The following is a 19,413-nucleotide window of genomic DNA, read 5'->3' on the forward strand; positions in this document are numbered from 1 at the left end:
GTGCGGCGACCGCGACCGGCGTCAACGTCCGGGTCGCGGCCAGCCGGCGGGGATGCGTTCCAGGACCCCGCCGGCGAAGACCTCCCGCAGCCCGAGCGGCTTGAGGTGGACGTACCCGATGTGGCAGTCGCAGATCGCGTTGCCGCACGGCCGGGGCGTCAGGGCGGCCCGCCAGGAACCGTCGTAGAGGTTGCCGATGGGCGTCGGGATGAAGTGGCAGCGGCGGACGGTGCCGTCGCCGAGCACGGAGATGGCGGTCTCCCCGGCATGGCAGGGGCGGCCGAGCGACAGGTGCGGGCGGACGCTGTAGCCGAAGTGCGGGTCCAGCTCCGTCCAGCTCGCCTCCTCGGCGGCGTCGTAGCGCCGTCCCTCGGCCGCGTTGACCCAGAGATAGACCTCCTCGGGCAGGCACGCGCGGAGTGCTCGCGCCTCGGCGAGATGCTCGGGCAGCCCGACCACCCCGACCGAGTAGCGGATGCCCAGCTCGGCGAGGCGGGCGCAGCGCGCCAGGAACCGCTCCCGGGTGACCTGGCCCGGATGGTAGGTGCACCACAGGGCGGCCCGGCCGGTATCCGCCTCGCCGAGCCACTCCACCCGGGCGGCCAGGTTGGTCTGGATGACGACCCGCTCGACGTGCGGCAGCCGGGACAGCGACACCATCGCCTCCCGGTACCAGCGGCGGGTCAGCCCCTCACCCCACGGGGTGAACAGCACCGACAGCCGGACGTCGGTGGTCGCCGCCACCCACTCGGTGAACCGGGCCAGCGCCGCCCGGTCCGCGCGCAGCAGCTCCGGCGGATCCCGCCGCTTGGCGAACGGGCAGTACGGGCAGTCGTAGTTGCAGCTGGCCAGCGGCCCACGGTAGAGGACGGCCAGGTTCATCGCGGCACGTACCCGGCCATCGCCCGACGGACCTCGGTGGAGGTGAGCCACGGGCCGATGGCGTCGGAACGGGCCAGCCCGGCGGGCGTGAGCCGGAGCCCGTCCTCGGTGGCCCAGCCCCGATCGACCAACCGACCGAGCTGCGGGAAATCCTCGGCGGGCGGACGCCCGAAACGGGCCCGGTAGGCGGCCGGGTCGACGCCGTCGGCGCGCAGCAGCGACTTGAGCAGCCAGCGGCGGCGTTGCTCGGTGCCGTCGAGGTGGTACCCGAACTCGGCGTACCGGAAATCGTCGGCCGGCCGGGCCAGGTAGTCGTCGAGCACCGCCCGCACCTGGGAGACGCTGACCGCGTAGTCGAAGGAGTAGTGCAGGGTGGTGGTGTAGGAGCGGGCGCCGCAGCCCAGGCCGACCATGCCGTCGTCCTGGCAGCAGTAGTCCGGGCCGTCCGGAGCCGGCACGTCGGCCCGGCGGAACTGGCGCATCGACTCCTGCCGGTAGCCGGCCGCGCCGAGCCGCTCCACCGCCTGCCGGTACAGGGCGAGCCGCTGGGCGTCCCAGTCGGCGCGGGCGTGCGCGCGCCGGCCCAGCCCGGTCAGCGGCCGGACGTAGAGCGGGTAGAGGTACAGCTCCTCGGGACGCCAGGCCAGCGCCGCGTCGAGGCTCTCCCGCCAGGTGCCGGCCGTCTGCCCGTCGATGCCGTAGATCAGGTCGATGTTGAGCACCGGGATCCGGGCGTCCCGGATCGCCGCGAGCGCGGCCTCCACCTCGCTGCGGCGCTGCGGCCGGCCGGCGGCCCGCGCCTCGGCGTCGAGGAAGCTCTGCACCCCGATGCTCACCCGGGTAGTGCCCTGCCCGGCCAGCACCGCGAGCCGGTCCGGGGTCGCGGTGGCCGGCGAGGTCTCCACCGACAGCGGTACGCCGGGCAGCCGGGTGCCGACCGTGCCGGTGACGATGTCGAAGAGTTCGGTCAGCTCGTCGGCGGTGAGATAGGTGGGGGTGCCGCCGCCGAACGCCGCGCGGGCGTACCCGGTCTGTCCGCCGAGCGCCTCGCCGACCTGTTCGGCCTGCCGGCGCAACTGCCGCAGGTACGCGGTGACCTGCTCGGCGGGCGCGTTCGCCCGGGTGAACAGGTTGCAGAACCCGCAGCGCATCTCGCAGAACGGCAGGTGGAGGTAGAGGAAGAGCGCGTCGCGCGGCTCCGGCCGCCACACGTCTGCGATCAGCGGCCGGGGCCGCAGCGGACGGTACGAGGTCTTGTGCGGGTAGGCGTAGAGGTACTGCTGGTAGGGCGAGCCGTCGAGGCCCGGGTCGACGCTGCTCACCATTCTCCCGGGTGCAGGGTGAAGTGGGCGTACGGGACGTTCCACACCACGTCGTGGCCGATCCGGTGCCCGCTGTGCCCGTCCTCGCCGTACGCGGTGCCGTGATCCGAGCAGATGATCGTGAACACCGGCCGGCCCCGACCGGTGACCAGGCCGAAGAGCCGGCCGAGGCGGCCGTCCACATACTCCAGGGCGGCGGCGTGACTGGCCAGGTCGTCGGTGTCGGCGCCGGGCAGGTGGTGCCGGTTCGGCTGGTGCAGCGCGGCGACGTTGAGGAAGGTGAACAGCGACTGCCGCGGCGGCACCCGGGTCAGCACCTCGTCCAGCCGGTCGAGCTGGGCGTCCAGGCAGGTGGGGGAGGTGACCCCGAACTCCGGCTCCCAGTGCGCCTCCCGGAACAGGCCGGGCAGCACCGCGCCGAGCGGGCTGCGCTGGTTGAAGAACCCGACGCCGCCCAGGCACAGCGTGTGGTAGCCGGCGTCGGCGAGCGCGGTCGGCAGATCCGCGGCGTCGAACACCCAGGTCTCCGCGCCGGAGGTCGCGCTGCCCGGGAAGGCCGCCGCGTACAGCCGCTCGTGCCGGCCCGGCAGCACCGGCGTGGGCAGGAACCCGGCGAAGAAGGCGTGGTGCGCAGCGTAGGTGAAGCTGGCGGGGGAGTGCCGTCGCTCCCACCGGCCACCCGGCAACGCCCGCGCCAGCCCCGGGGTGCGCCCCGCCGCGACCAGCTCCGCCGCCACGTCGTAGCGCAGCGTGTCGAGCGTGACCAGCAGCAGGTCGTGACTACCGATCAGGCGGCGCACGTCAGCACCTTCCCGGCCCCGGCGTCGGCCCGCCAGCGCTCCCACCGGCCGCTGGTCAGCGCGTGCACCTGCTCGGCGTAGCTGTCGCGGCCGTCGGCCAGCACGCCGGGCAGCAGGTCGCCGAACGCGTTGACCTCGGCCACGGCGTGCCGCCGCCAGCCGACCAGGAACATCAGGTCCACGCCGACGTGCAGCGAGCCGGGGAAGGCGGCGGCGGCCCGTTCGCACGTCTCCATCGCCGCCGACCACGCCTGCGGCCCCGCCGCCGCCCGCAACGCGGCGAGATCGCCGCGCGCGTTGCCCAGGTGCAGGTTGGTCAGCGGCCCGTGGGCGGCGCGGACCACCACGTGGCTGGGCCGCCCGGCGACCACCAGCACCCGTACGTCGACCACCCGCTCACCCAGCCCGGCCTTGGGCAGCCACCGCTCGACGTGCAGACCCTCCGGGGCGAGCCGGTCCACCATCGCGGCGACCTGCGACTCGTCGGTGTACCGGCGGACCCGCAGCGAGTTGAACAGCGCCTGCGGGGTGTGCTCGATCGTGGTCACCGCCTGCACCCGCCGGGGGCCGACGGCCAGCGCGATCACGCCCGCCGCGGAGGAGCCGTGCGCGGGCTTGACGAACACCCGTGCCCACCCGGCCTGCGCCATCGCCGCCCGCAGTTGGGCGTACCCGCCGATCCCGGGAAGCGCCGCCGGCACCGGCACCCCCGCCGCCGACAGCAGCGCGTGACACCGCCGCTTGTCGCAGAGCACGGCGACGTCCGCCGGTGAGTTGAGCAGGGACGCGCCGCCGCCGGCCAGCCGGGCCATGCCGTCGACCAGCCCGGCGTACGCGTCGGCGAGGCCGATCAGCTCGCCGTGCCGGGCGGCGCGGGCCGACCGGCGCAACAACCGGTCGACCTCGGAGTCCTCGCCGGGCGAGTCCACCCGGACCAGCGTGCCCGGCGGCGGCGGTGCGGCCCCGGTCAGCACCTCGACCCAGGGCAGCACCTCGGGTCGGGGCAGGCCGGCGGCGAGCGCCGCGCCGGTGAAAAGCTCCACCCGGCGGTTGCCGGGGTTGCCGACCACGGTCAGCCGCATGTCACTCCGCCACCGCCGTGTACCGGTAGCTCTCGCCGTCGTACTCGTCCGGCTCCTGCGGGTCGGAGACGTCGACCTGCACGCCCGGCAGCGCCGCGACCACCGACGCGGCGACCTCCGGGGAGAGGAAGTGGTGGTGCAGGTCGAGTGCGGTGAGGTGGGTCAGCGGCTGGCCGGCGAGCAGCGCCGCCGCGCCCTCGTCGCCGAGCGTCCCGTTGGAGAGGTCGAGCCGCTCCAGCCGGCCCACCACGGGCGCGGACGCCAGCGCCACCGCGAGCCCGTCGGCGATCTCCGCGTTGCGCAGCCCCAACCGGCGCAGCTGCGGAAACAGCTCCCCGGCCAGCAGCGGCGTGAGGTCCTCCACCGTCGTGTCGCCCCCGTAGTCCTCGGTGCCGAACCACAGCTCCAGGTCGGTCAGCGCGGGCAGGTCGGAGGCGAGCACCGCCCCCACGAACTCCCGGGACAGGCCGCCGCTCTCCACCGCCAGCTCGCGCAGCCGGTCGTGCCGGACGGGGGAGAAGTCGAACTCCTCACCGCCGCGCACCCGCAGCACCTCCAGGGCCGGGTACGCGGTCAGCAGCGGGCTGACGTCACCGACCTTCATCCAGGAGATCTCGCACTCCTCGGAGGTCATGTCGCCGAGGAACAGGGCGCGCAACGCGGGCAGCCGCTCGGCCGCCGCGCAGAGCTGCCGGATCGGCGCCGGGTTGAACGCGGCGTACCCCCAGGCGCCGATGACCAGCGACTCCACCGACGGGCCGGCCTGCGCGACGAAGCGCTCGAACGCGTCGCGGAACTCCTCGGACAGGGTGTCCTCGGACTTCTCCTCGAAGTCCCAGCGGGAGAAGCGCCAGGAAACCGGAGCGTCCACGGTCGGCAGCGGGCCGTCGACCGGGACGGTGACCACCGGGCGGCCGGCGAACTCACTGGCGTGGGAACCGAATGTCATCGTCGATCACTCTCCGACTGCGGTGAAGCGGTAGCGCCGGCCACTGAACTGCTGCGGCGGCGAGACCGTAACAGGCCACCCCGACACCCCGATCAGCGTGGTGACGCCGGCCTGAGCGGTTGGCGGGGTGGGTGTTCCGCTGGCGGTGCGCTGCTCGTCCCCACGATCAGTCGCCCATGGCGGACCGCTCCGCCAAGCTGCGTTCCACGCAGAACTCGTTACCCTCGGGGTCGGCGAGGACCGCCCAGCCGGTGCCGTCGGGCCGACGGTGATCGGCGACCAGCGACGCGCCCAGGCCGAGCAGCCGATCGATCTCCTCGTCGCGGGTCCGGTCGACCGGCTGTAGATCCAGGTGCAGCCGGTTCTTGGCCACCCGGCCTTCGGGCACGCGCTGGAAGAGCATCCCGCCCTCGGCGACGTCCGCACCCGACAACAACGCGCACTCCGGCGCACCGGGCTCGTTGTCCGGATCGGGCCGCAACCCGGTCGCCTCGGCCCAGAAGCTCGCCACCCGGAACGGATCGGCACAGTCGAAGTCGACCCAACGCACCCGCGACACCATGATCCCAGCCTCTCACCACGATCAAGCCGATATCAGGACGAGCGCGTTCTGCCCGGCCGGATGGGGGATTGCGAGGGCGTTACCGGGTGGTAACGATATTGGGTCATGGACTCAGCCTTGACTCGGGTCGGACTGCCCATCGCGCTCGGCATCATCATGCTCGGCCTTGGTCTCGGACTGACCGTGGGGGACTTCCGCCGGGTGGCCCAACACCCGAAGGCCGCCGTCATCGCGCTGGTCTGCCAGGTGCTGCTGCTGCCGGCGCTCTGCTTCGGCCTGGTGCTCGGCTTCGACCTGCCGCCGGAACTCGCCGTCGGGATGATGCTGCTGGCCGCCTCCCCGGGCGGCACCACGGCCAACCTCTACAGCCACCTCTTCGGCGGGCATGTGGCCCTGAACATCAGCCTGACCGCGATCAACTCGGTGCTCGCCGTGTTCACCCTGCCGATCGTGGTCAACCTGTCGGCGTCGTACTTCCTGGCCGACGCGGCGAGCATCGGGTTGCAGTTCGACAAGGTGGTGCAGGTGTTCGCGATCGTGCTCGTCCCGGTCGCGATCGGCATGCTGATCCGGGCCCGGGCGTCCCGGGTCGCCGAGCGCCTGAACCGCCCGGTGCGGATCCTCTCCGTCGTGGTGCTCGTCGCGGTGATCGTCGGCGCGGTGCTCGGGGAGCGCGAGAACCTCGCCGACTACTTCGTCTCCGTCGGTCTGGCCGTGCTGGCGTTCAACCTGCTCAGCCTCGCGATCGGGTACGGCGTGCCGCGGTTGGCCGGGGTCGAGCGGAGCGCCGCCAAGGCGGCCGGATTCGAGATCGGTATCCACAACAGCACCTTGGCCATCACCATCGCGCTCAGTCCGGCGCTGCTCGACAGCACCCAGATGGCGATTCCGGCGGCCGTCTACGGCATTGTCATGTTCTTCACCGCGGCGGCCTTCGGCTACCTGGTGAATCGGGTCGGCCTCCGGTCCGTCAGCACCGGAGGTGAAGCCGCCGCACCCTGAGATTGTGACCGATTGGTGACTCTCGGTGCTCCAATTTGCGCGCCGGTCGGATCGGAGCGCGGCGTCTGTGCAACGATCGTCGTTCATCATGCCGTCCCCCGTCCCCCATCCCGCCGGTCTGCCGTGCGCCGGTCACCGGTTGGCCGGCGGGACAGCGGCACACCTCGTACCCCTTGGAGAGCACGATGGCCCTCTCTCCGGCTCGGGTCTTCGCCGCGCTGAACGCGGTGCGACCGCCCGACCAGGCGTTTCCGGTGATGGAGAAGGCGGTGGTGCTCGGTGGCAGCGTCGCCGGGCTGCTGGCCGCCCGGGTGCTGGCCGACCACGCGGAGTGCGTCGTCGTCATCGACCGGGACGACCTGCACGTGACCGGCGGGCGACCCGGCGTGCCACAGGGGACGCAACTGCACGCGCTGCTGCCCGGCGGCTTCCTCCAGCTTGAACGCCTCTTCCCGGGCTTCCGCGACCAGGCCCTCGCCCAGGGGGCGGTCGAGGCGCCCCCCGCGGCCCGGCGGAGCTACCTCGACGGCCGGCTGAAGGTCGTCGTACCCGACGACGCCGACAGCCTCGCGGGCAGCCGGCCGCTGCTGGAAGGGCTGATCCGCCAGCAGGTGCTGCGACTGCCGAACGTCAAGACGGTCACCGCCCGGGCCACCGGGCTCGTGTTCGACGGCGGCGTGGCCACCGGAGTCCGGTACGACGTCGGTGGGGCGTCCGGCGTCGAGAGCGCCGATCTCGTGGTGGACGCGATGGGCCGTTCGAGCCGGCTCTCCGACTGGCTGGAGCAGGGCGGTTGGGACCGGCCGGCGATGCGGCGGATGACCGTGCACCTCAACTACGCGACGGCCCTGTTCCGGCGCCGGGAGACGAACCCGGATCTCACGGTGGTGCTGGCGCTGAACAGTCCGAGACTGTCGTCGGAGGTGGCCGGCGCCGCGTTCTTCGCGATCGAGGACGGCCGGTGGATGGCGATGATGGCCGGCTACGGGGACAACCGGCCGGGACGTACCGCCGAGGATTTCGTCCGCCGGCTGCGGGACCAGTTCCCACCGGAGTTCGGCGAGGTCGCCGGCAGCGAGCTGCTCGGCGACGTGCAGACCTACCGGCACGCCGACAGCCGGCGGCGGGACTTCCACGCGCTGGCGCGGTTCCCGGCCGGGCTGGTCAGCGTCGGTGACGCGGTCGCGTCGTTCAATCCGGTGTACGGGCAGGGAATCACGTCGGCGGCCATGCAGGCGGCCTGCCTGTCGGCGTACCTGCGGTCGAAACCGGATCTGGGCGTACCCGCGCGTCACTTCCTCGATCTGCAGCGGGTCGTGGTCGACGCGGCCTGGTCGACATCGACCTCCGCCGACCTGGCGCTGCCGCACGTCGACGGGCCCTACCCGCGCGGCTACCGCTTCTCCAGCTGGGTCAGCCGGCAGATCGTCGCGGCGACCGTCACCGACGTGACGACCGCGCGGCGGTTCAACGACGTCGTCTCCATGCGGCAACACCCGAGCTCGCTCGCCACCCCGGGCGCGGTCCTGGGCGCCCTGCGCGCCAACCGGCGGGCCCGCTGATCGGTCGCCGTCAGGCGGGCCCCACACCCCCCTGGTGCGGCCTGCCGCGGCCGGGCCAGGATGTGGCCATGAGTGATCAGGTTCCCGAATCCCCAGTTCCCAGCCGTGTCGTGGTCACCGGTGCGGCCGGCAAGCTCGGTCGCGCCGTGGTGGCGCACCTGCGCGAGGCGGGCGTCGACGTGCTGGCGCTGGATCGCGCCAGCGGGCGCGACCCGCGTGAGGTCGACGGAAAGTTCCTGCTCGTCGACCTCACCGACTACGGGCAGGTGGTGGAGGCCCTCACCGGCGGCGTCGACGAACACGCCGGCCGGGTCGACGCGGTCGTCCACCTGGCGGCGGTGCCGGCGCCCGGGATGATGCCGAACGCGACCACCTTCGCGAACAACTCCGCCGCGACGTACAACGTCTTCGCCGCGGCCCGGGCGGCGGGGATCAAGCGGGTGGTGTGGGCGTCCAGCGAGACGGTGCTCGGGCTGCCGTTCGACACCCCGCCGCCGTACGCGCCGGTCGACGAGGAGTACGCGCCGCGCCCGGAGTCGACGTACTCGCTGAACAAGGCGCTGGAGGAGGAGATGGCGCGGCACTTCTGCCGGTGGGATCCCGAGCTGGTCATGGTCGGCCTGCGGTTCTCCAACGTGATGGAGGTCGAGGACTACGCGGGGTTCCCGTCCTTCGACGCCGACCCCCAGCTGCGCCGATGGAACCTGTGGGGCTACATCGACGCCCGCGACGCGGCCCAGGCGGTCGAGCGGGCGCTCGCCCACGAGCGGCCCGGTGCCGACGTCTTCATCATCGCCAACGCCGACACGGTGATGAGCAGGTCCAGCGCCAGCCTGATGGCCGAGGTGTACCCGGGCGTCGAGATCCGCCGGGAACTCGGCGAGCACGAGACCCTGCTCAGCATCGACAAGGCACGGCGGGTGCTGGGTTACGACCCCCGGCACTCGTGGCGGGACCACGTACGGACGTACTAGAAGGGGATGTGGGATGGCGTACGTCTTCCTGTTGCTGGCCATCGCGGCCGAGGTCGCCGGCACGAGCCTGCTCAAGTCGACGGAGGGGTTCACCCGGCTGTGGCCCACGCTCGGGCTGGTCGTGGCCTACGTGACGGCGTTCGCGCTGCTCGCCCAGGCGGTCAAGGGAATCCCGGTCGGCGTCGCCTACGCCATGTGGTCGGGGCTCGGCACCGCCGCGATCGTCGCCATCGGGGCGGTCTTCCTCGGTGAACCGCTGACGCTCACCAAGGTCCTCGGCGTCGGCATCGTCATCGCCGGCGTCGTCCTGCTCAACCTCGGTGGTGCCCACTGAGCACCGAACGCCCGGTTACGGTTGCACTCATTGCAATGTCAGCATATGTTTCGGGGAGGTCGAAGCAGGGAGGGACACAAGGTGGGTGCCGGGCACGATCACGGGCAGCAGGTGTTGCGCGCCGGGGCGAAGCATCGCGGGCGGCTGTGGACGGCCTTCGTCCTGCTGGCTGTGTTCATGCTGGTGGAGGCGGTCGGGGCGTGGTGGACCGGCTCGCTGGCGCTGCTGTCGGACGCCGGGCACATGTTCACCGACGTGCTCGGCATCGGCATGGCGCTCGCGGCGATCACCGCGGCGAGCCGGGCGTCCCGGGACGGCCAGCGCACCTTCGGCCTGTACCGGATGGAGGTCCTGGCGGCCCTGGCGAACGCGGTGCTGCTGTTCGGGGTGGCCCTCTACGTGCTGGTGGAGGCGGTGCGCCGGCTCGGCGAGCCGCCCGAGGTGCTGGCCGGCCCGATGCTGGCGGTGGCCCTGGCCGGTCTGGTGGCGAACATCGTGGCGTTCCTGCTGCTGCGGTCCGGCTCGAAGGAGAGCCTGAACGTGCGCGGCGCCTACCTTGAGGTCCTCGGCGACCTGTTCGCGTCGATCGGCGTGATCGTCGCGGCCGGGGTGATCGCGGTGACCGACTGGTGGTACGCCGACCCGATCATCGCCGTGGCCGTGGGCGTGTTCATCCTGCCCCGCACCTACCAGCTCGGCCGCGCGGCCCTGCGGGTCCTCGTGCAGGCCGCACCGCCACACGTGGACGTCGCCGAGGTCCGTGACGGGCTGCGCGCGGTCGACGGCGTCGCCGACGTGCACGACCTGCACGTGTGGACGCTCACCTCGGGGATGGAGGTGGCCTCGGCGCACCTGACCCTCGGCGGCGGAGCGGACCTCGCCGACGTGCTGGCCGCCGCCCGGCGGGTGCTGCACGACCGGTTCGCCATCGAGCACGCCACCCTCCAGGTCGAGCCCCAGGACGCCGACGGCGTCTGCGGCGGCGCGCACTGGTGACCTACCGGCTGGCCCGAGCCGAGGTGCGCCGTGCTGCCCGCCACAGGCCACATGCCCCGTCAGCCTGATTTCACAGCGAAATCATTATTTCTCTATGAAATCAGGCTCTGAATAAAAGCGACCGGCAATGAGGCGGTGGGAGCGAGGCGAACGTCACCGGCATCAGGACGACGATTCCGGGCGCGGTGCCGGGGGACGATTCGGTCAGGGGGCCCGGCGGGCGCGGCGCGCCGCGCGGTGGTGCCGCCATACCGCCAGCACCAGGGCGAAGAGGACCACCGCGAGCAGGACGTGGGTGCCGATGCCCAGCTCCCGCTCCAGGTAGTGGATCGACGCCGCGCCGAGGTAGCCCAGCAGTCCCACCGCCGTCGCCCACACCAGCCCGCCGGCCACGTTCGCCCACCCGAACGACGTCCGGCGCATCCCGCTGGCCCCGGCGACGATCGGCACCACCGTCCGCAGCACGGCCACCCACCGGCCGATCACCACCGCCGTCGTGCCCCGGGTGGCCAGCAGCCGCCGGGCCCGGTCCAGGTCCACGTGGCGTCGCGCCACGGCGGGCGCGCGGGCCAGCACCGCCGCTCCGTAGCGCCGGCCCAGCAGGTAGCCGATCTGGTCGCCGAGGCACGCCCCGGCCGCCGCGGCGACGATCACCGCCCAGAGCGGCAGCCCGCCGCCGTGCGCCACCACCCCGCCGACCAGGAGGGCGGTCTCGCCGGGCACGACCAGCCCCAGCAACGTCGAGGACTCCAGCGCGGGCAGGACGAAGACCAGCGTCAACACGGCCGCCGGCGGCAGCGCGGTGATCACGGCCAGCACCCGATCCATGCCCTGATTGTGGCGTTCCCGCCGGCCCGGGGTCCGCCGATCGAACGGCGGAAAACCGCGGAGCGGAATCGGGCCAGCCCGTAGGGTTCGATTCGACAGCAGGCCCACGGCCGCCTCACCGGAAGGCGAGGACTGGTGGTATCCCGGACGCATCGCCCGTCGCCGGCGTTGCTGGTCAGCCTGGTGGTCTCGGCCGGCCTGCTGGTCGCGGTGAGCCTGCTGGTGCGCCACCACCCGGTCGGGGCGTGGGAACGGGACGTGTTCACCCTGCTCAACCGCATGCCGGCCGGCGTGACCCCGGTGCTGGTCGTGATCATGCAGGTCGGCTCGTACCTCGCGGTGTTCGCCAGCGCCGCCGTCGCCGGCCTGCTGCGGCGGTTCGCGGTGGCGCGGGACCTGCTGCTGGCCGGCAACCTGGCGTACTGGCTGGCGGTCGTCAACAAGGCCGCGGTGGCCCGGGACCGGCCGGCGGCCCTGCTGATCGACGTCACCCTGCACGACACGGTCACCGGCGCGCTGGGCTACCCCTCCGGGCACGTCGCGGTCGCCACCGCCCTGGCCCTGGTGGCGGCGCGGTCCGGCGGCGCCCGCTGGCGTCGCCTGCTGTGGCTGGTCATCGTCCTGGTCGCGGTGGCACGGGTGCACGTCGGCGCCCACCTGCCCGTCGACGCCATCGGCGGGGTCCTGGTCGGCTGGCTCGCGGTCTGCCTGACCCGGCTGCTGGTCGGGGAGGTCGGCCCGGAACGGTCCGCCGGTGGCCTGCGCCGGACGCTGCGGCGGCGCGGGTTCGAGGTGGTGAGCCTGGAGCCGTTGACCGGCGACGCCCGCGGCTCGTGGCCCTGGCGGGCGGTCACCGCCGACGGGCGGCGGCTCTTCGTCAAGGTGACCGGCGGGCAGCAGCGCGATGCGGACTGGGCCTACAAGCTCTATCGGCGGCTGCGCTACCGGCACGTCGCCGACGAGCCGCCGTACCTGAGCGCGAAGCAGCAGAGCGATCACGAGACGTACCTGGCCCTGCTGGCGGAACGGGCGGGGGTGCGCGTACCGGCGGTCGTCGCGACCGCCACCCTGCCCGGCGGCGACGCCGTGCTGGTGCAGGAGTTCGTCGACGCCGCCGCGCTGGACTCGACCGTCGGGCCGCTGCCGGTCGCGGTGGTGGCGGACGCGTGCCGACAGGTGGCGCTGCTGCACCGGGCCGGCATCGCCCACCGGGACCTGCGGGCGGCCAACATCCTGGTCGGCGACCGGGCCGTCCACCTGGTCGACTTCGGGTTCGGCATCGACGGCGCCCCGGCCGATCAGCAGGCCCGGGATCTCGTCGAGCTGCTGGTGACGCTCGCCGGCCGGGTCGATCCGGCGACCGTGGTCGGCGTCGCGATGGACGAACTCGGTGCCACGCAGGTCGCGGAGAGCCTGCCGTACCTGCAACGGCCGGTCCTCTCCCGGGCCGGCCGCCACTCCCTGCGCCGCAGCCCCGGCCTGCTGGAACAGGTACGGGAGGCGATCCGGCGTCGCTGCCCGCAGCGGGAGCCGCAGCTGGCCCGGGTCGTCCGGATCACCCCGCGCGGCATCCTGCTGCTGGTCGCGCTCGGCCTGCTGGTGTACGTGCTGTTGCCGCAGGTCGGCGAGGTACGCACGGCGCTGCACCTGATGCTCCACGCGCATCCGCTGGCGCTCGTCGCGACCCTGCTCGGCTCGGTCGCCACCTACCTGCTCAGCGCCCTCACGCTGCGCCTGGCCGCCGCCGGCCGGGTCCCGTTCGGGGAGATCACCGTCGTGCAGGTGGCCGCCTCCTTCGCCAACCGGCTGGCCCCGGGCAGCGTCGGTGGCGCCGCGTTGAGCCTGCGTTACCTGCACCAGAAGGGGTTCAACACCGCCGAGTCGGCCACCGTGGTCGCGATCTCCCGGACGGCCGGGGTGGTGTCGGTCGCGGTGCTGCTGCCCGTGCTGCTGCCCTTCGCGCGCCAGCCCACCCGTACCGTCGAGCACGCCGCCACCGGCAAGGCGCTGCCGCTGCTGCTCGGGGTCGTGCTGGTCCTGCTCGCCGCCACGGCGGTGCTCGCGGTGCCGCGACTGCGCCACCGCGGCCGTGCCGCGGCCCGGCAGAGCGCCGACGCGCTGCGGGCCCTGACCCACCAGCACCGGCTGATCTGGCTGATCGTGTCGGCCGTGGCGCTCACCCTCGCCTACGGCCTCAGCCTCTATGCCGGGTTGCTCGCGGTCGGCCAGCCGGTCGGCCTCGCCCTGCTGCCCCCGGTGATCCTGGTCTGCGTGATCGGGGAGGGCGTCGCCACCGTCGCGCCCACGCCGGGCGGCCTGGGGGCCACCGAGGCGGCCCTCGTCTCCGGGCTGCTGCTCTACGGCGTGCCCGTCGACGCCGCCGTGGCCGGCGTGCTGATCTACCGGCTCGCGACGTTCTGGATACCCGCTCCGGTCGGCTACGTCGCCCTGCGTGCGCTGCTCCGTCGACGCCTGCTGTGACCGGGGCGCCGCCCGTGGGTCGCGGCCCCCGCGTTCCCGCTCGCGGCGGGCCTCGTCACCGCCGCACCGCCAGCAGTTGTGACACCGTGGCGAACTCGTAGCCGCGTGCCCGCAACTGGTCGATGATCTCCGGCAACGCGTGCAGGGAGACCAGGCGCTCTCGGCGACCCACGTCGTGGGCGAGGATGATCGCGCCGGGGTGCACGTCGGCGACGATCCGCCGCGCCTGCCCGGCCGGGTCGTCGGGGAAGTCGGCCTCCCGCATCTGCTGCGACCAGAGCACCAGCTGGTACCCCATCCGCACGGCCGCCGCCAGGGTGCTGCCGGCCAGGTGGCCGTACGGGGGACGCAGCAGCCGCGGCTCCTGCCCGGTCACCGCGACCAGTTCCCGGTGGGTCCGCGCCAGGTCCTCGTACGCCTCCTCGACCGGGAGTCGGGCCAGGTCGTGGTGCGCCCAGCTGTGGCTGCCCACCTCGTGTCCGGCGAGCCGGCCGCGGAGCAGCTCGCCGTGCCGGCGGGCCCGCTCGCCGACCATGAAGAAGGTGGCCGGCACGCCGCGCTGGTGCAGGGTGTCGAGGACCATCGGGGTCCAGTCGGGCCCCGGCCCGTCGTCGAAGGTGAGCGCGACGATCCTGCGTCCGGTCGGGACGAACCAGTTCGCCTCCAGCCGGCCGTTCCCCAGCAGGTCGGGGCGGCCCGGCACCACCGCGCTCGCCGCGCCGCCGCGCAGCGGCAGTTTCCGGTCGACCACGTCCGCCGCCTCGGCGAAGCCGACCACCCCGAGCCCGGCCCCGAAGGTGACCAGGACGCCGCCGCGCAGCAGATCCCGCCGTCGGCTGCGCGGCAAGCCGGTCATCCCCACCTCACCGGCGGGATGGCCTCGGCGACGACGGAGGCCATGTCGACCCGGGTGTCCGGCTCGGCGTGGGCATCCCGGGCCATCAGGTCGGTCAGCGTCGATCGCAGCCGCTGCGGGGAGGCGATGTAGCTGGTCAGCGCGGAGCGGCTGAGCAGGGCGGCGTTGGCTCGGCCGTGGCCGGGGATGGGCCGGTAGGTGATCGTGGGCCGGCCCGAGGCGAGCGCCTCCTGGCAGGTCAGGCCCCCGGCGTTCTCCACCACGACGTCCGCGGCGTGCATCAGGGTGGGCATGTCGTCGACCCAGCCGAGCACGTGCCCGGGGAACCGCCGGAGCCGGCGGTGGAGCCGCTCGTTGCGCCCGCACACCACGACGGGCTCGGCGCACCCGGTGGCCAGCACCTCCGCCGCGGTCCGTGCCACTTCCCCGATGCCCCAGGAACCGGCGACGATCAACGCCAGCCGGGCCTGCTCGGGCAGCCCGAAGCGGTGCCGGGCGGCCCGGACGCTCAGCTCGGCCGGTGCCGCGAAGCGGGCGTTCACCAGCGGGCGGACCACCCGCACCGGGCCCGCGCCACCGGCCACGGCCTGCTGCCGGGAAAGCTCGTGCACCACGCAGTAGAGGTCCACGCCGGGCGAGATCCAGGTCGGGTGTACGGCGAAGTCGGTCACGTAGGTGACCAGCGGGGCGTTGATCAGCCCGGCGGCCCGCAACGGCCCGAGGAGTTGGTTGGCGAACGGGAAGGTGGTCACCACGGCCCGGGTGTCCACGGGCAGCCGGGCCAGCAACCGGCGGGCCACCGGGCGCAGCGTGGCGCGCAGCAGCTCCACCGACGAGGGCGACCGGCTGGTCGCGCTGAACAGCGCGTCGTAGCACCAGGGCAGCCAGCGCAGCATGCCCCGGTAGGTCTCCCGGACCGTGGTGTTCAGCGGCCGGGGCAGCAGCGAGAGGAAGTTCAGCCGCTCCACCCGCAGGCCCTGGCCGGTCAGCCGGTGCGCCAGCTCATCGGCCGCCGCGTCGTGTCCGGCCCCGATGTCGGCCGAGACCACCACGACCCGGCCGGCGGCGATCCTGCCCGGCATCGTCGTCCGGGTACGCCGGGTCACCCGGCCGCCGTGGCGGTGGAGCCTCGACTCCATCGACCTGCTGCCCCTCGGACCCGCCCATTCCGCCTCCGGCCTGCACTCGGTCACGGGGGCGCATACCCGCCCAGGCGGATCTCAGTCCCGCTCCCGGGGGTGACCACCGGCTGGCGGGTGTGAGCGCCGCCGGATTGGGAAGGCAGCGCCCGCTCCGGTGAGGGGGTGAGGGTGATGGCTGGCGGAACCTTCGTGGTGGTGGGTGGGACGAGCGGGATCGGGCTCGCCGTCGCCCGCCGGTTGATCGGCAGGCGCCGGGTGGTGGTCGTCGGCGACGAGCCGTGGGAGGTCGCGGCGGTCGCCGACGAGCTGGACTGTCCCGGCGCGGCCTGCGACATCACCTCCTACCGGCAGGTGCGGGAGTTGTTCGCGGGGGTGGTCGAGCGGTACGGCGAGATCGGCGGGGTGGCCGACTGCGCCTCGGTGTGGGCCGGTGGCGACCTGCTCGACCTGGACCCGGAGCGGATCCGGCGGGCCGTGGAGGTCAACGTGCTCGGCACGACGTACGTGCTCAAGGAGGCGCTGCACCACCTGGGCCGGCAGGGCCACGGCAACGTGGTGTACGTCGGGGCGCTGGCGGTGACCAGGTCGCAGCCGGGGATTCCGGTCCACCGGGCCACCGAGAGCTACGGCGCCAGTCTGGTCGAGTCGGTGGCCGGGGCCCAGCCCGGCAACCGGGTCAAGGTGATGCGGCTGCACCCCGGGCCGATGCCGACGCGCCCTCAGGAGCGCGCCGGCGCCGAGTTCCTCGACGAGGCGTACGCCCGGGCGGAGCAGGTCGCCGCCGAGGCCGTCCGACTGCTGCTGCTGGCCGCCGACGACCGGTACATCTCCGGTGAGCAGGCGCTGCGCGCCGACGGCCGGTGGTGAGGGGCGGGCATCGTGGCCCGCGGTGAGGGGCGGGGCGGCGTGGCCCCGCCCGGTGCCTACGGCGCGGGGACGACCTCCTGGCCCAGCGGCCAGAGCGCGGCCGGAACGAGCTTGAAGTTGGCCACGCCGAACGGGATGCCGATGATGGTGAGGCAGAGGCCGACGCCGGCGACGATGTGCGACAGGGCGAGCCACCAGCCGGCCAGCAGCACCCAGATGACGTTGGCGATGCCGGAGACCACGCCGACGCCGGGCTTGGGCACCAGAGTGCGGCCGAAGGGCCACAGCGAGTACGACGCCAGGCGCAGCGACGCGACCCCGAACGGGATGGTGACGATGAGGACGAAGCAGATCAGGGCGGCGATGCCGTAGCCGACGGCCAGCACGAGTCCGCCGCCGAAGATGAGCCACAGCACGTTCAGCACGAATCGGATCATGGCTACATGATGACGGCCGGGCGCCACCGGCCACCCGGGGGCGGCCGGTGGCGCGGGCGGGTCAGCCGGTGACGCCGGTGACGTTGCTGCCGGACTTCGTGACGCGGTAGGTCACCTGCGCACCGCTCCAGAAGTGGAAGGTGAGGGTGACCGGGGAGCCGTCGCGTACCTCGTTGAAGAAGGTGCTGGTCAGGGCGATGCGGTTGCCGGTGTAGTCGGGGGCGAAGGTGACGTCGAACTCCTTGAACGACGTCCAGTCGTGCGGGCCGGCGTTGCTGCCGTCGGCGTACCTCGCCTCCATGGTGGCGAGTTGGTCGCCGCGGAACTGGGTCGGTACGGCGAAGGAACCTGTCGATCCGGTGGCGTTCGACAGCACCGGGACGTCGTAGGTGATGACGTCGATCCGCCACGGGACGCCGGCCGAGAACCGCGCCTGGAGGCTGGCGTTGACGCCGTACGCCCGGCTGCCGACCAGTCGGGTCAGGGCGCTCGCGGTGATGGTGAGCTGGTTGCCGGAGACGGTGAAGTCGGTGCCCTGCACCAGGTTCGTGGTGCCCTGGCGCAACCCCTGGAAGGTGGTGCCGTTCAGGTTCAGGGTGAGCGACTTGGCGGTGATCGAGCCGGTACGCGGCACGTACACCTGGTCGGCGGAGGCGGTGCCGGAGCGGGTCGTCCAGCTCGACCTGATCTGCGCGAACAGCTCCGCGTCGCGCCACTGGAAGGTGGTCCGGTTGAAGTGCTGCCCGTTGTCCCACAGCTGGGTGGTGATCTGCCGGCTGCGGGCGTAGTGGCCGAGGAACTCGAAGAACTTGAGCTTCTCGCCCTGCTGGATGGTGCCGGTGTGCCGGTCGAAGCCGAGCAGCCCGTACTCGCCGATGACCACCGGGATGCCCCGGGTGACGAAGGCGTTGTAGACCCGGTCGAAGGAGTCGGTCAGGTCCTGCTGGGTGACCGCGTCGAAGCGGGTGCCACCGGCGACGTTGACGCTGAACGGCCAGTACCCGTAGAAGTGCACGGTGGCGATCAGGTTGCGGTCGTTGAGCTGGCTGATGGTGGTGGCCAGTTCGTTGACCCGGGGTTGGTCGGCCGAGGTGTGCAGGGTCGGCAGGACCAGCATCCGGGTGGCGTTGTTGCCGCCGGAGGCGCGCACGATCCGGTGGAAGTTGACGTTCAGCTCGTTCAGCAGTTGCGCGTTCTGGGCGTCACCGGAGCTGTTGGCGAATTGCGGCTCGTTGACGCTCTCGAAGTGCAGCCGCGGCGAGGAGTCCCGGAACGCCGTGGCGATCTGGGTCCAGAGCGCGTTGTAGCGGTTGAGGACGGTGGTCCGGTTGGTCGGCATCTCGTGGATCCACTGCCACGAGTCGTGGTGAATGTTGATCATCACGTAGAAGCCGTCGTCCAGCGCCCAGCCGACGACCTCCTTGATCCGGTTCAGCCAGGCGGTGTCGATGGTGTACGACGGCGCCGGCCCGTGGTGGTTGCTCCAGGTGATCGGGATCCGGATGCTGTTGAAGCCCTGTGCCCGGATGGCGTCCAGCTGGGCCGCGGTGACCCGGGGGTTGCCCCAGGCCGTCTCGTCGGCGCCGACGGCGTCGAAGCTGTTGCCGAGGTTCCAGCCGGGCTGCATCGCCGCCACGTAGGCCATCGGGTCACCGGCCGGCGGCGGCGTGGTCGGTGGCGGGGTGGTCGGCGGGGGCGTGGTCGGGGGTGGGGTGGTCGGCGGCGGGGTGGTGCCGCCCACGCTGCCGGTGCAGGTGACCCCGTTGAGCGCGAACGAGGTCGGGGCGTTGTTGCTGCCGGACCACGACCCGTTGAAGCCGAACGACACGGTCTGGTTGGTGCCGAGCGCGGCGTTGTAGCTGACGTTGGTGGCGGTGACGTTGCTGCCGGAGGAGGTGACGTTGGCGTTCCACGCCTGGGTCACCTGCTGTCCGGAGGGGAATGTCCAGGTCAGCCGCCAGCCGTTGAGCGGGTCGCCGAGGTTGGTCACGTCCACGTTCGCGGTGAACCCGCCCGGCCACTGGCTCGGGGCGGAGTACGCCACCCGGCAGCCGGCCGCCGCGTGCGCGGCGCCCGCGTTGATCAGGCCGACACCGGCCAGCAGTACGGCGATGCCGCTGCCGACCAGACCGAACCGCCATCGTGTCCTTCGTAGTGTCCCGCTCAGCCCGGCCATGACGCTCCTCGTGTGGTGATGGTGTCGACGGGTGGCTGGCCGGGCGCCGCCGGAACCACCGGAAACATCCGGCCGGCTCGCACAATAAGTTGGGATCATGAACTTTGTCAATCGACAGACTGCTATGCGAGCGGCCTCTGCGCAGGTCGATCGGGTGGCCG

The 19,413-nt window shown here is 72.9% G+C and carries 18 protein-coding genes; 7 read left to right on the forward strand and 11 right to left on the reverse strand.

Annotated elements, in window-relative coordinates; translation table 11 throughout:
- Positions 1-21 precede the first annotated feature (21 nt).
- The 6 genes from ACQPYA_RS09740 to ACQPYA_RS09765 form a co-directional block, all read right to left on the reverse strand.
- Positions 22-882, reverse strand: a complete 861-nt coding sequence (locus ACQPYA_RS09740; RefSeq protein WP_433532284.1) for an STM4011 family radical SAM protein — start codon at positions 880-882, stop codon at positions 22-24.
- Positions 879-2,207, reverse strand: coding sequence for an STM4012 family radical SAM protein (locus tag ACQPYA_RS09745; RefSeq protein WP_433532285.1), 1,329 nt, complete (start codon positions 2,205-2,207; stop codon positions 879-881). Before ACQPYA_RS09745 ends, ACQPYA_RS09740 begins: the two co-directional genes overlap by 4 nt.
- Entirely contained in the window at positions 2,201-3,004 is an 804-nt protein-coding gene (locus ACQPYA_RS09750; protein ID WP_433532286.1) for an STM4013/SEN3800 family hydrolase, read from the reverse strand. The genes ACQPYA_RS09745 and ACQPYA_RS09750 overlap by 7 nt, the downstream gene beginning before the upstream one ends.
- The gene (locus ACQPYA_RS09755) at positions 2,992-4,086 is read right to left on the reverse strand and encodes an STM4014 family protein (protein WP_433532287.1); all 1,095 of its coding nucleotides are present in this window, start codon (positions 4,084-4,086) and stop codon (positions 2,992-2,994) included. Before ACQPYA_RS09755 ends, ACQPYA_RS09750 begins: the two co-directional genes overlap by 13 nt.
- Before the next feature lies 1 nt (position 4,087).
- Positions 4,088-5,035 carry an STM4015 family protein gene (locus tag ACQPYA_RS09760; protein WP_433532288.1) on the reverse strand — a complete coding sequence of 316 codons (948 nt, stop codon included), beginning with the start codon at positions 5,033-5,035 and terminating at the stop codon, positions 4,088-4,090.
- Between the two features lie 166 nt (positions 5,036-5,201).
- On the reverse strand, positions 5,202-5,597 hold the full coding sequence (locus tag ACQPYA_RS09765; protein WP_433532289.1) for a VOC family protein: 396 nt from the start codon (positions 5,595-5,597) through the stop codon (positions 5,202-5,204).
- 105 nt (positions 5,598-5,702) lie between these two features.
- On the opposite strand from ACQPYA_RS09765, the gene ACQPYA_RS09770 reads away from it, so the two are divergent.
- The 5 genes from ACQPYA_RS09770 to ACQPYA_RS09790 all read left to right on the forward strand — a co-directional run bounded on the left by ACQPYA_RS09770 (position 5,703) and on the right by ACQPYA_RS09790 (position 10,465).
- On the forward strand, positions 5,703-6,599 hold the full coding sequence (locus ACQPYA_RS09770) for a bile acid:sodium symporter family protein (protein ID WP_433532290.1): 897 nt from the start codon (positions 5,703-5,705) through the stop codon (positions 6,597-6,599).
- A gap of 185 nt (positions 6,600-6,784) precedes the next feature.
- On the forward strand, positions 6,785-8,161 hold the full coding sequence (locus ACQPYA_RS09775; RefSeq protein WP_433532291.1) for an FAD-dependent oxidoreductase: 1,377 nt from the start codon (positions 6,785-6,787) through the stop codon (positions 8,159-8,161).
- A 68-nt stretch (positions 8,162-8,229) separates the two neighbouring features.
- Complete coding sequence (locus ACQPYA_RS09780) at positions 8,230-9,135, forward strand: NAD-dependent epimerase/dehydratase family protein (protein WP_433532292.1); 906 nt, start codon at positions 8,230-8,232, stop codon at positions 9,133-9,135.
- Between the two features lie 13 nt (positions 9,136-9,148).
- Positions 9,149-9,469, forward strand: a complete 321-nt coding sequence (locus ACQPYA_RS09785) for a DMT family transporter (RefSeq protein WP_433532293.1) — start codon at positions 9,149-9,151, stop codon at positions 9,467-9,469.
- Between the two features lie 81 nt (positions 9,470-9,550).
- Positions 9,551-10,465, forward strand: coding sequence for a cation diffusion facilitator family transporter (locus ACQPYA_RS09790; RefSeq protein WP_433532294.1), 915 nt, complete (start codon positions 9,551-9,553; stop codon positions 10,463-10,465).
- A gap of 204 nt (positions 10,466-10,669) precedes the next feature.
- Here the strand turns inward: ACQPYA_RS09790 and ACQPYA_RS09795 are convergent, their stop codons facing one another.
- Positions 10,670-11,293, reverse strand: coding sequence for a DedA family protein (locus ACQPYA_RS09795; RefSeq protein ID WP_433532295.1), 624 nt, complete (start codon positions 11,291-11,293; stop codon positions 10,670-10,672).
- Positions 11,294-11,428: 135 nt separating this feature from the next.
- Between ACQPYA_RS09795 and ACQPYA_RS09800 the strand changes: the two genes are divergently transcribed.
- Entirely contained in the window at positions 11,429-13,774 is a 2,346-nt protein-coding gene (locus tag ACQPYA_RS09800) for a lysylphosphatidylglycerol synthase domain-containing protein (RefSeq protein WP_433532296.1), read from the forward strand.
- 55 nt (positions 13,775-13,829) lie between these two features.
- Here the strand turns inward: ACQPYA_RS09800 and ACQPYA_RS09805 are convergent, their stop codons facing one another.
- Together ACQPYA_RS09805 and ACQPYA_RS09810 are read right to left on the reverse strand one after the other, a co-directional pair.
- Positions 13,830-14,630 (reverse strand): polysaccharide deacetylase family protein, encoded by an 801-nt coding sequence (locus tag ACQPYA_RS09805; RefSeq protein WP_433532297.1) that lies wholly within the window; start codon positions 14,628-14,630, stop codon positions 13,830-13,832.
- A complete protein-coding gene (locus ACQPYA_RS09810) occupies positions 14,627-15,769 on the reverse strand; it encodes an MGDG synthase family glycosyltransferase (protein ID WP_433532298.1) in 1,143 nt (380 codons plus the stop codon). Before ACQPYA_RS09810 ends, ACQPYA_RS09805 begins: the two co-directional genes overlap by 4 nt.
- Before the next feature lie 174 nt (positions 15,770-15,943).
- Between ACQPYA_RS09810 and ACQPYA_RS09815 the strand changes: the two genes are divergently transcribed.
- On the forward strand, positions 15,944-16,639 hold the full coding sequence (locus ACQPYA_RS09815) for an SDR family NAD(P)-dependent oxidoreductase (RefSeq protein WP_433532299.1): 696 nt from the start codon (positions 15,944-15,946) through the stop codon (positions 16,637-16,639).
- Between the two features lie 56 nt (positions 16,640-16,695).
- Here the strand turns inward: ACQPYA_RS09815 and ACQPYA_RS09820 are convergent, their stop codons facing one another.
- The gene (locus ACQPYA_RS09820) at positions 16,696-17,076 is read right to left on the reverse strand and encodes a YccF domain-containing protein (protein WP_433532300.1); all 381 of its coding nucleotides are present in this window, start codon (positions 17,074-17,076) and stop codon (positions 16,696-16,698) included.
- A gap of 61 nt (positions 17,077-17,137) precedes the next feature.
- Entirely contained in the window at positions 17,138-19,252 is a 2,115-nt protein-coding gene (locus ACQPYA_RS09825; protein ID WP_433532301.1) for a cellulase family glycosylhydrolase, read from the reverse strand.
- Positions 19,253-19,413 lie beyond the last annotated feature (161 nt).

It is taken from the genome of Micromonospora sp. CA-263727 (assembly GCF_050942455.1).
GTDB lineage: Bacteria > Actinomycetota > Actinomycetes > Mycobacteriales > Micromonosporaceae > Micromonospora.

What these genes read in the sequence shown, in the direction of transcription:
- ACQPYA_RS09785 (WP_433532293.1), top strand. Translation starts at nt 9,149, where the DNA reads ATGGCGTACGTCTTCCTGTTGCTGGCCATCGCGGCCGAGGTCGCCGGC.
- ACQPYA_RS09825 (WP_433532301.1), bottom strand. Translation starts at nt 19,252, where the DNA reads ATGGCCGGGCTGAGCGGGACACTACGAAGGACACGATGGCGGTTCGGT.
- ACQPYA_RS09815 (WP_433532299.1), top strand. Translation starts at nt 15,944, where the DNA reads ATGGCTGGCGGAACCTTCGTGGTGGTGGGTGGGACGAGCGGGATCGGG.
- ACQPYA_RS09745 (WP_433532285.1), bottom strand. Translation starts at nt 2,207, where the DNA reads ATGGTGAGCAGCGTCGACCCGGGCCTCGACGGCTCGCCCTACCAGCAG.
- ACQPYA_RS09780 (WP_433532292.1), top strand. Translation starts at nt 8,230, where the DNA reads ATGAGTGATCAGGTTCCCGAATCCCCAGTTCCCAGCCGTGTCGTGGTC.
- ACQPYA_RS09755 (WP_433532287.1), bottom strand. Translation starts at nt 4,086, where the DNA reads ATGCGGCTGACCGTGGTCGGCAACCCCGGCAACCGCCGGGTGGAGCTT.
- ACQPYA_RS09820 (WP_433532300.1), bottom strand. Translation starts at nt 17,076, where the DNA reads ATGATCCGATTCGTGCTGAACGTGCTGTGGCTCATCTTCGGCGGCGGA.
- ACQPYA_RS09810 (WP_433532298.1), bottom strand. Translation starts at nt 15,769, where the DNA reads ATGGAGTCGAGGCTCCACCGCCACGGCGGCCGGGTGACCCGGCGTACC.
- ACQPYA_RS09770 (WP_433532290.1), top strand. Translation starts at nt 5,703, where the DNA reads ATGGACTCAGCCTTGACTCGGGTCGGACTGCCCATCGCGCTCGGCATC.
- ACQPYA_RS09765 (WP_433532289.1), bottom strand. Translation starts at nt 5,597, where the DNA reads ATGGTGTCGCGGGTGCGTTGGGTCGACTTCGACTGTGCCGATCCGTTC.
- ACQPYA_RS09795 (WP_433532295.1), bottom strand. Translation starts at nt 11,293, where the DNA reads ATGGATCGGGTGCTGGCCGTGATCACCGCGCTGCCGCCGGCGGCCGTG.
- ACQPYA_RS09760 (WP_433532288.1), bottom strand. Translation starts at nt 5,035, where the DNA reads ATGACATTCGGTTCCCACGCCAGTGAGTTCGCCGGCCGCCCGGTGGTC.
- ACQPYA_RS09805 (WP_433532297.1), bottom strand. Translation starts at nt 14,630, where the DNA reads ATGACCGGCTTGCCGCGCAGCCGACGGCGGGATCTGCTGCGCGGCGGC.
- ACQPYA_RS09775 (WP_433532291.1), top strand. Translation starts at nt 6,785, where the DNA reads ATGGCCCTCTCTCCGGCTCGGGTCTTCGCCGCGCTGAACGCGGTGCGA.
- ACQPYA_RS09740 (WP_433532284.1), bottom strand. Translation starts at nt 882, where the DNA reads ATGAACCTGGCCGTCCTCTACCGTGGGCCGCTGGCCAGCTGCAACTAC.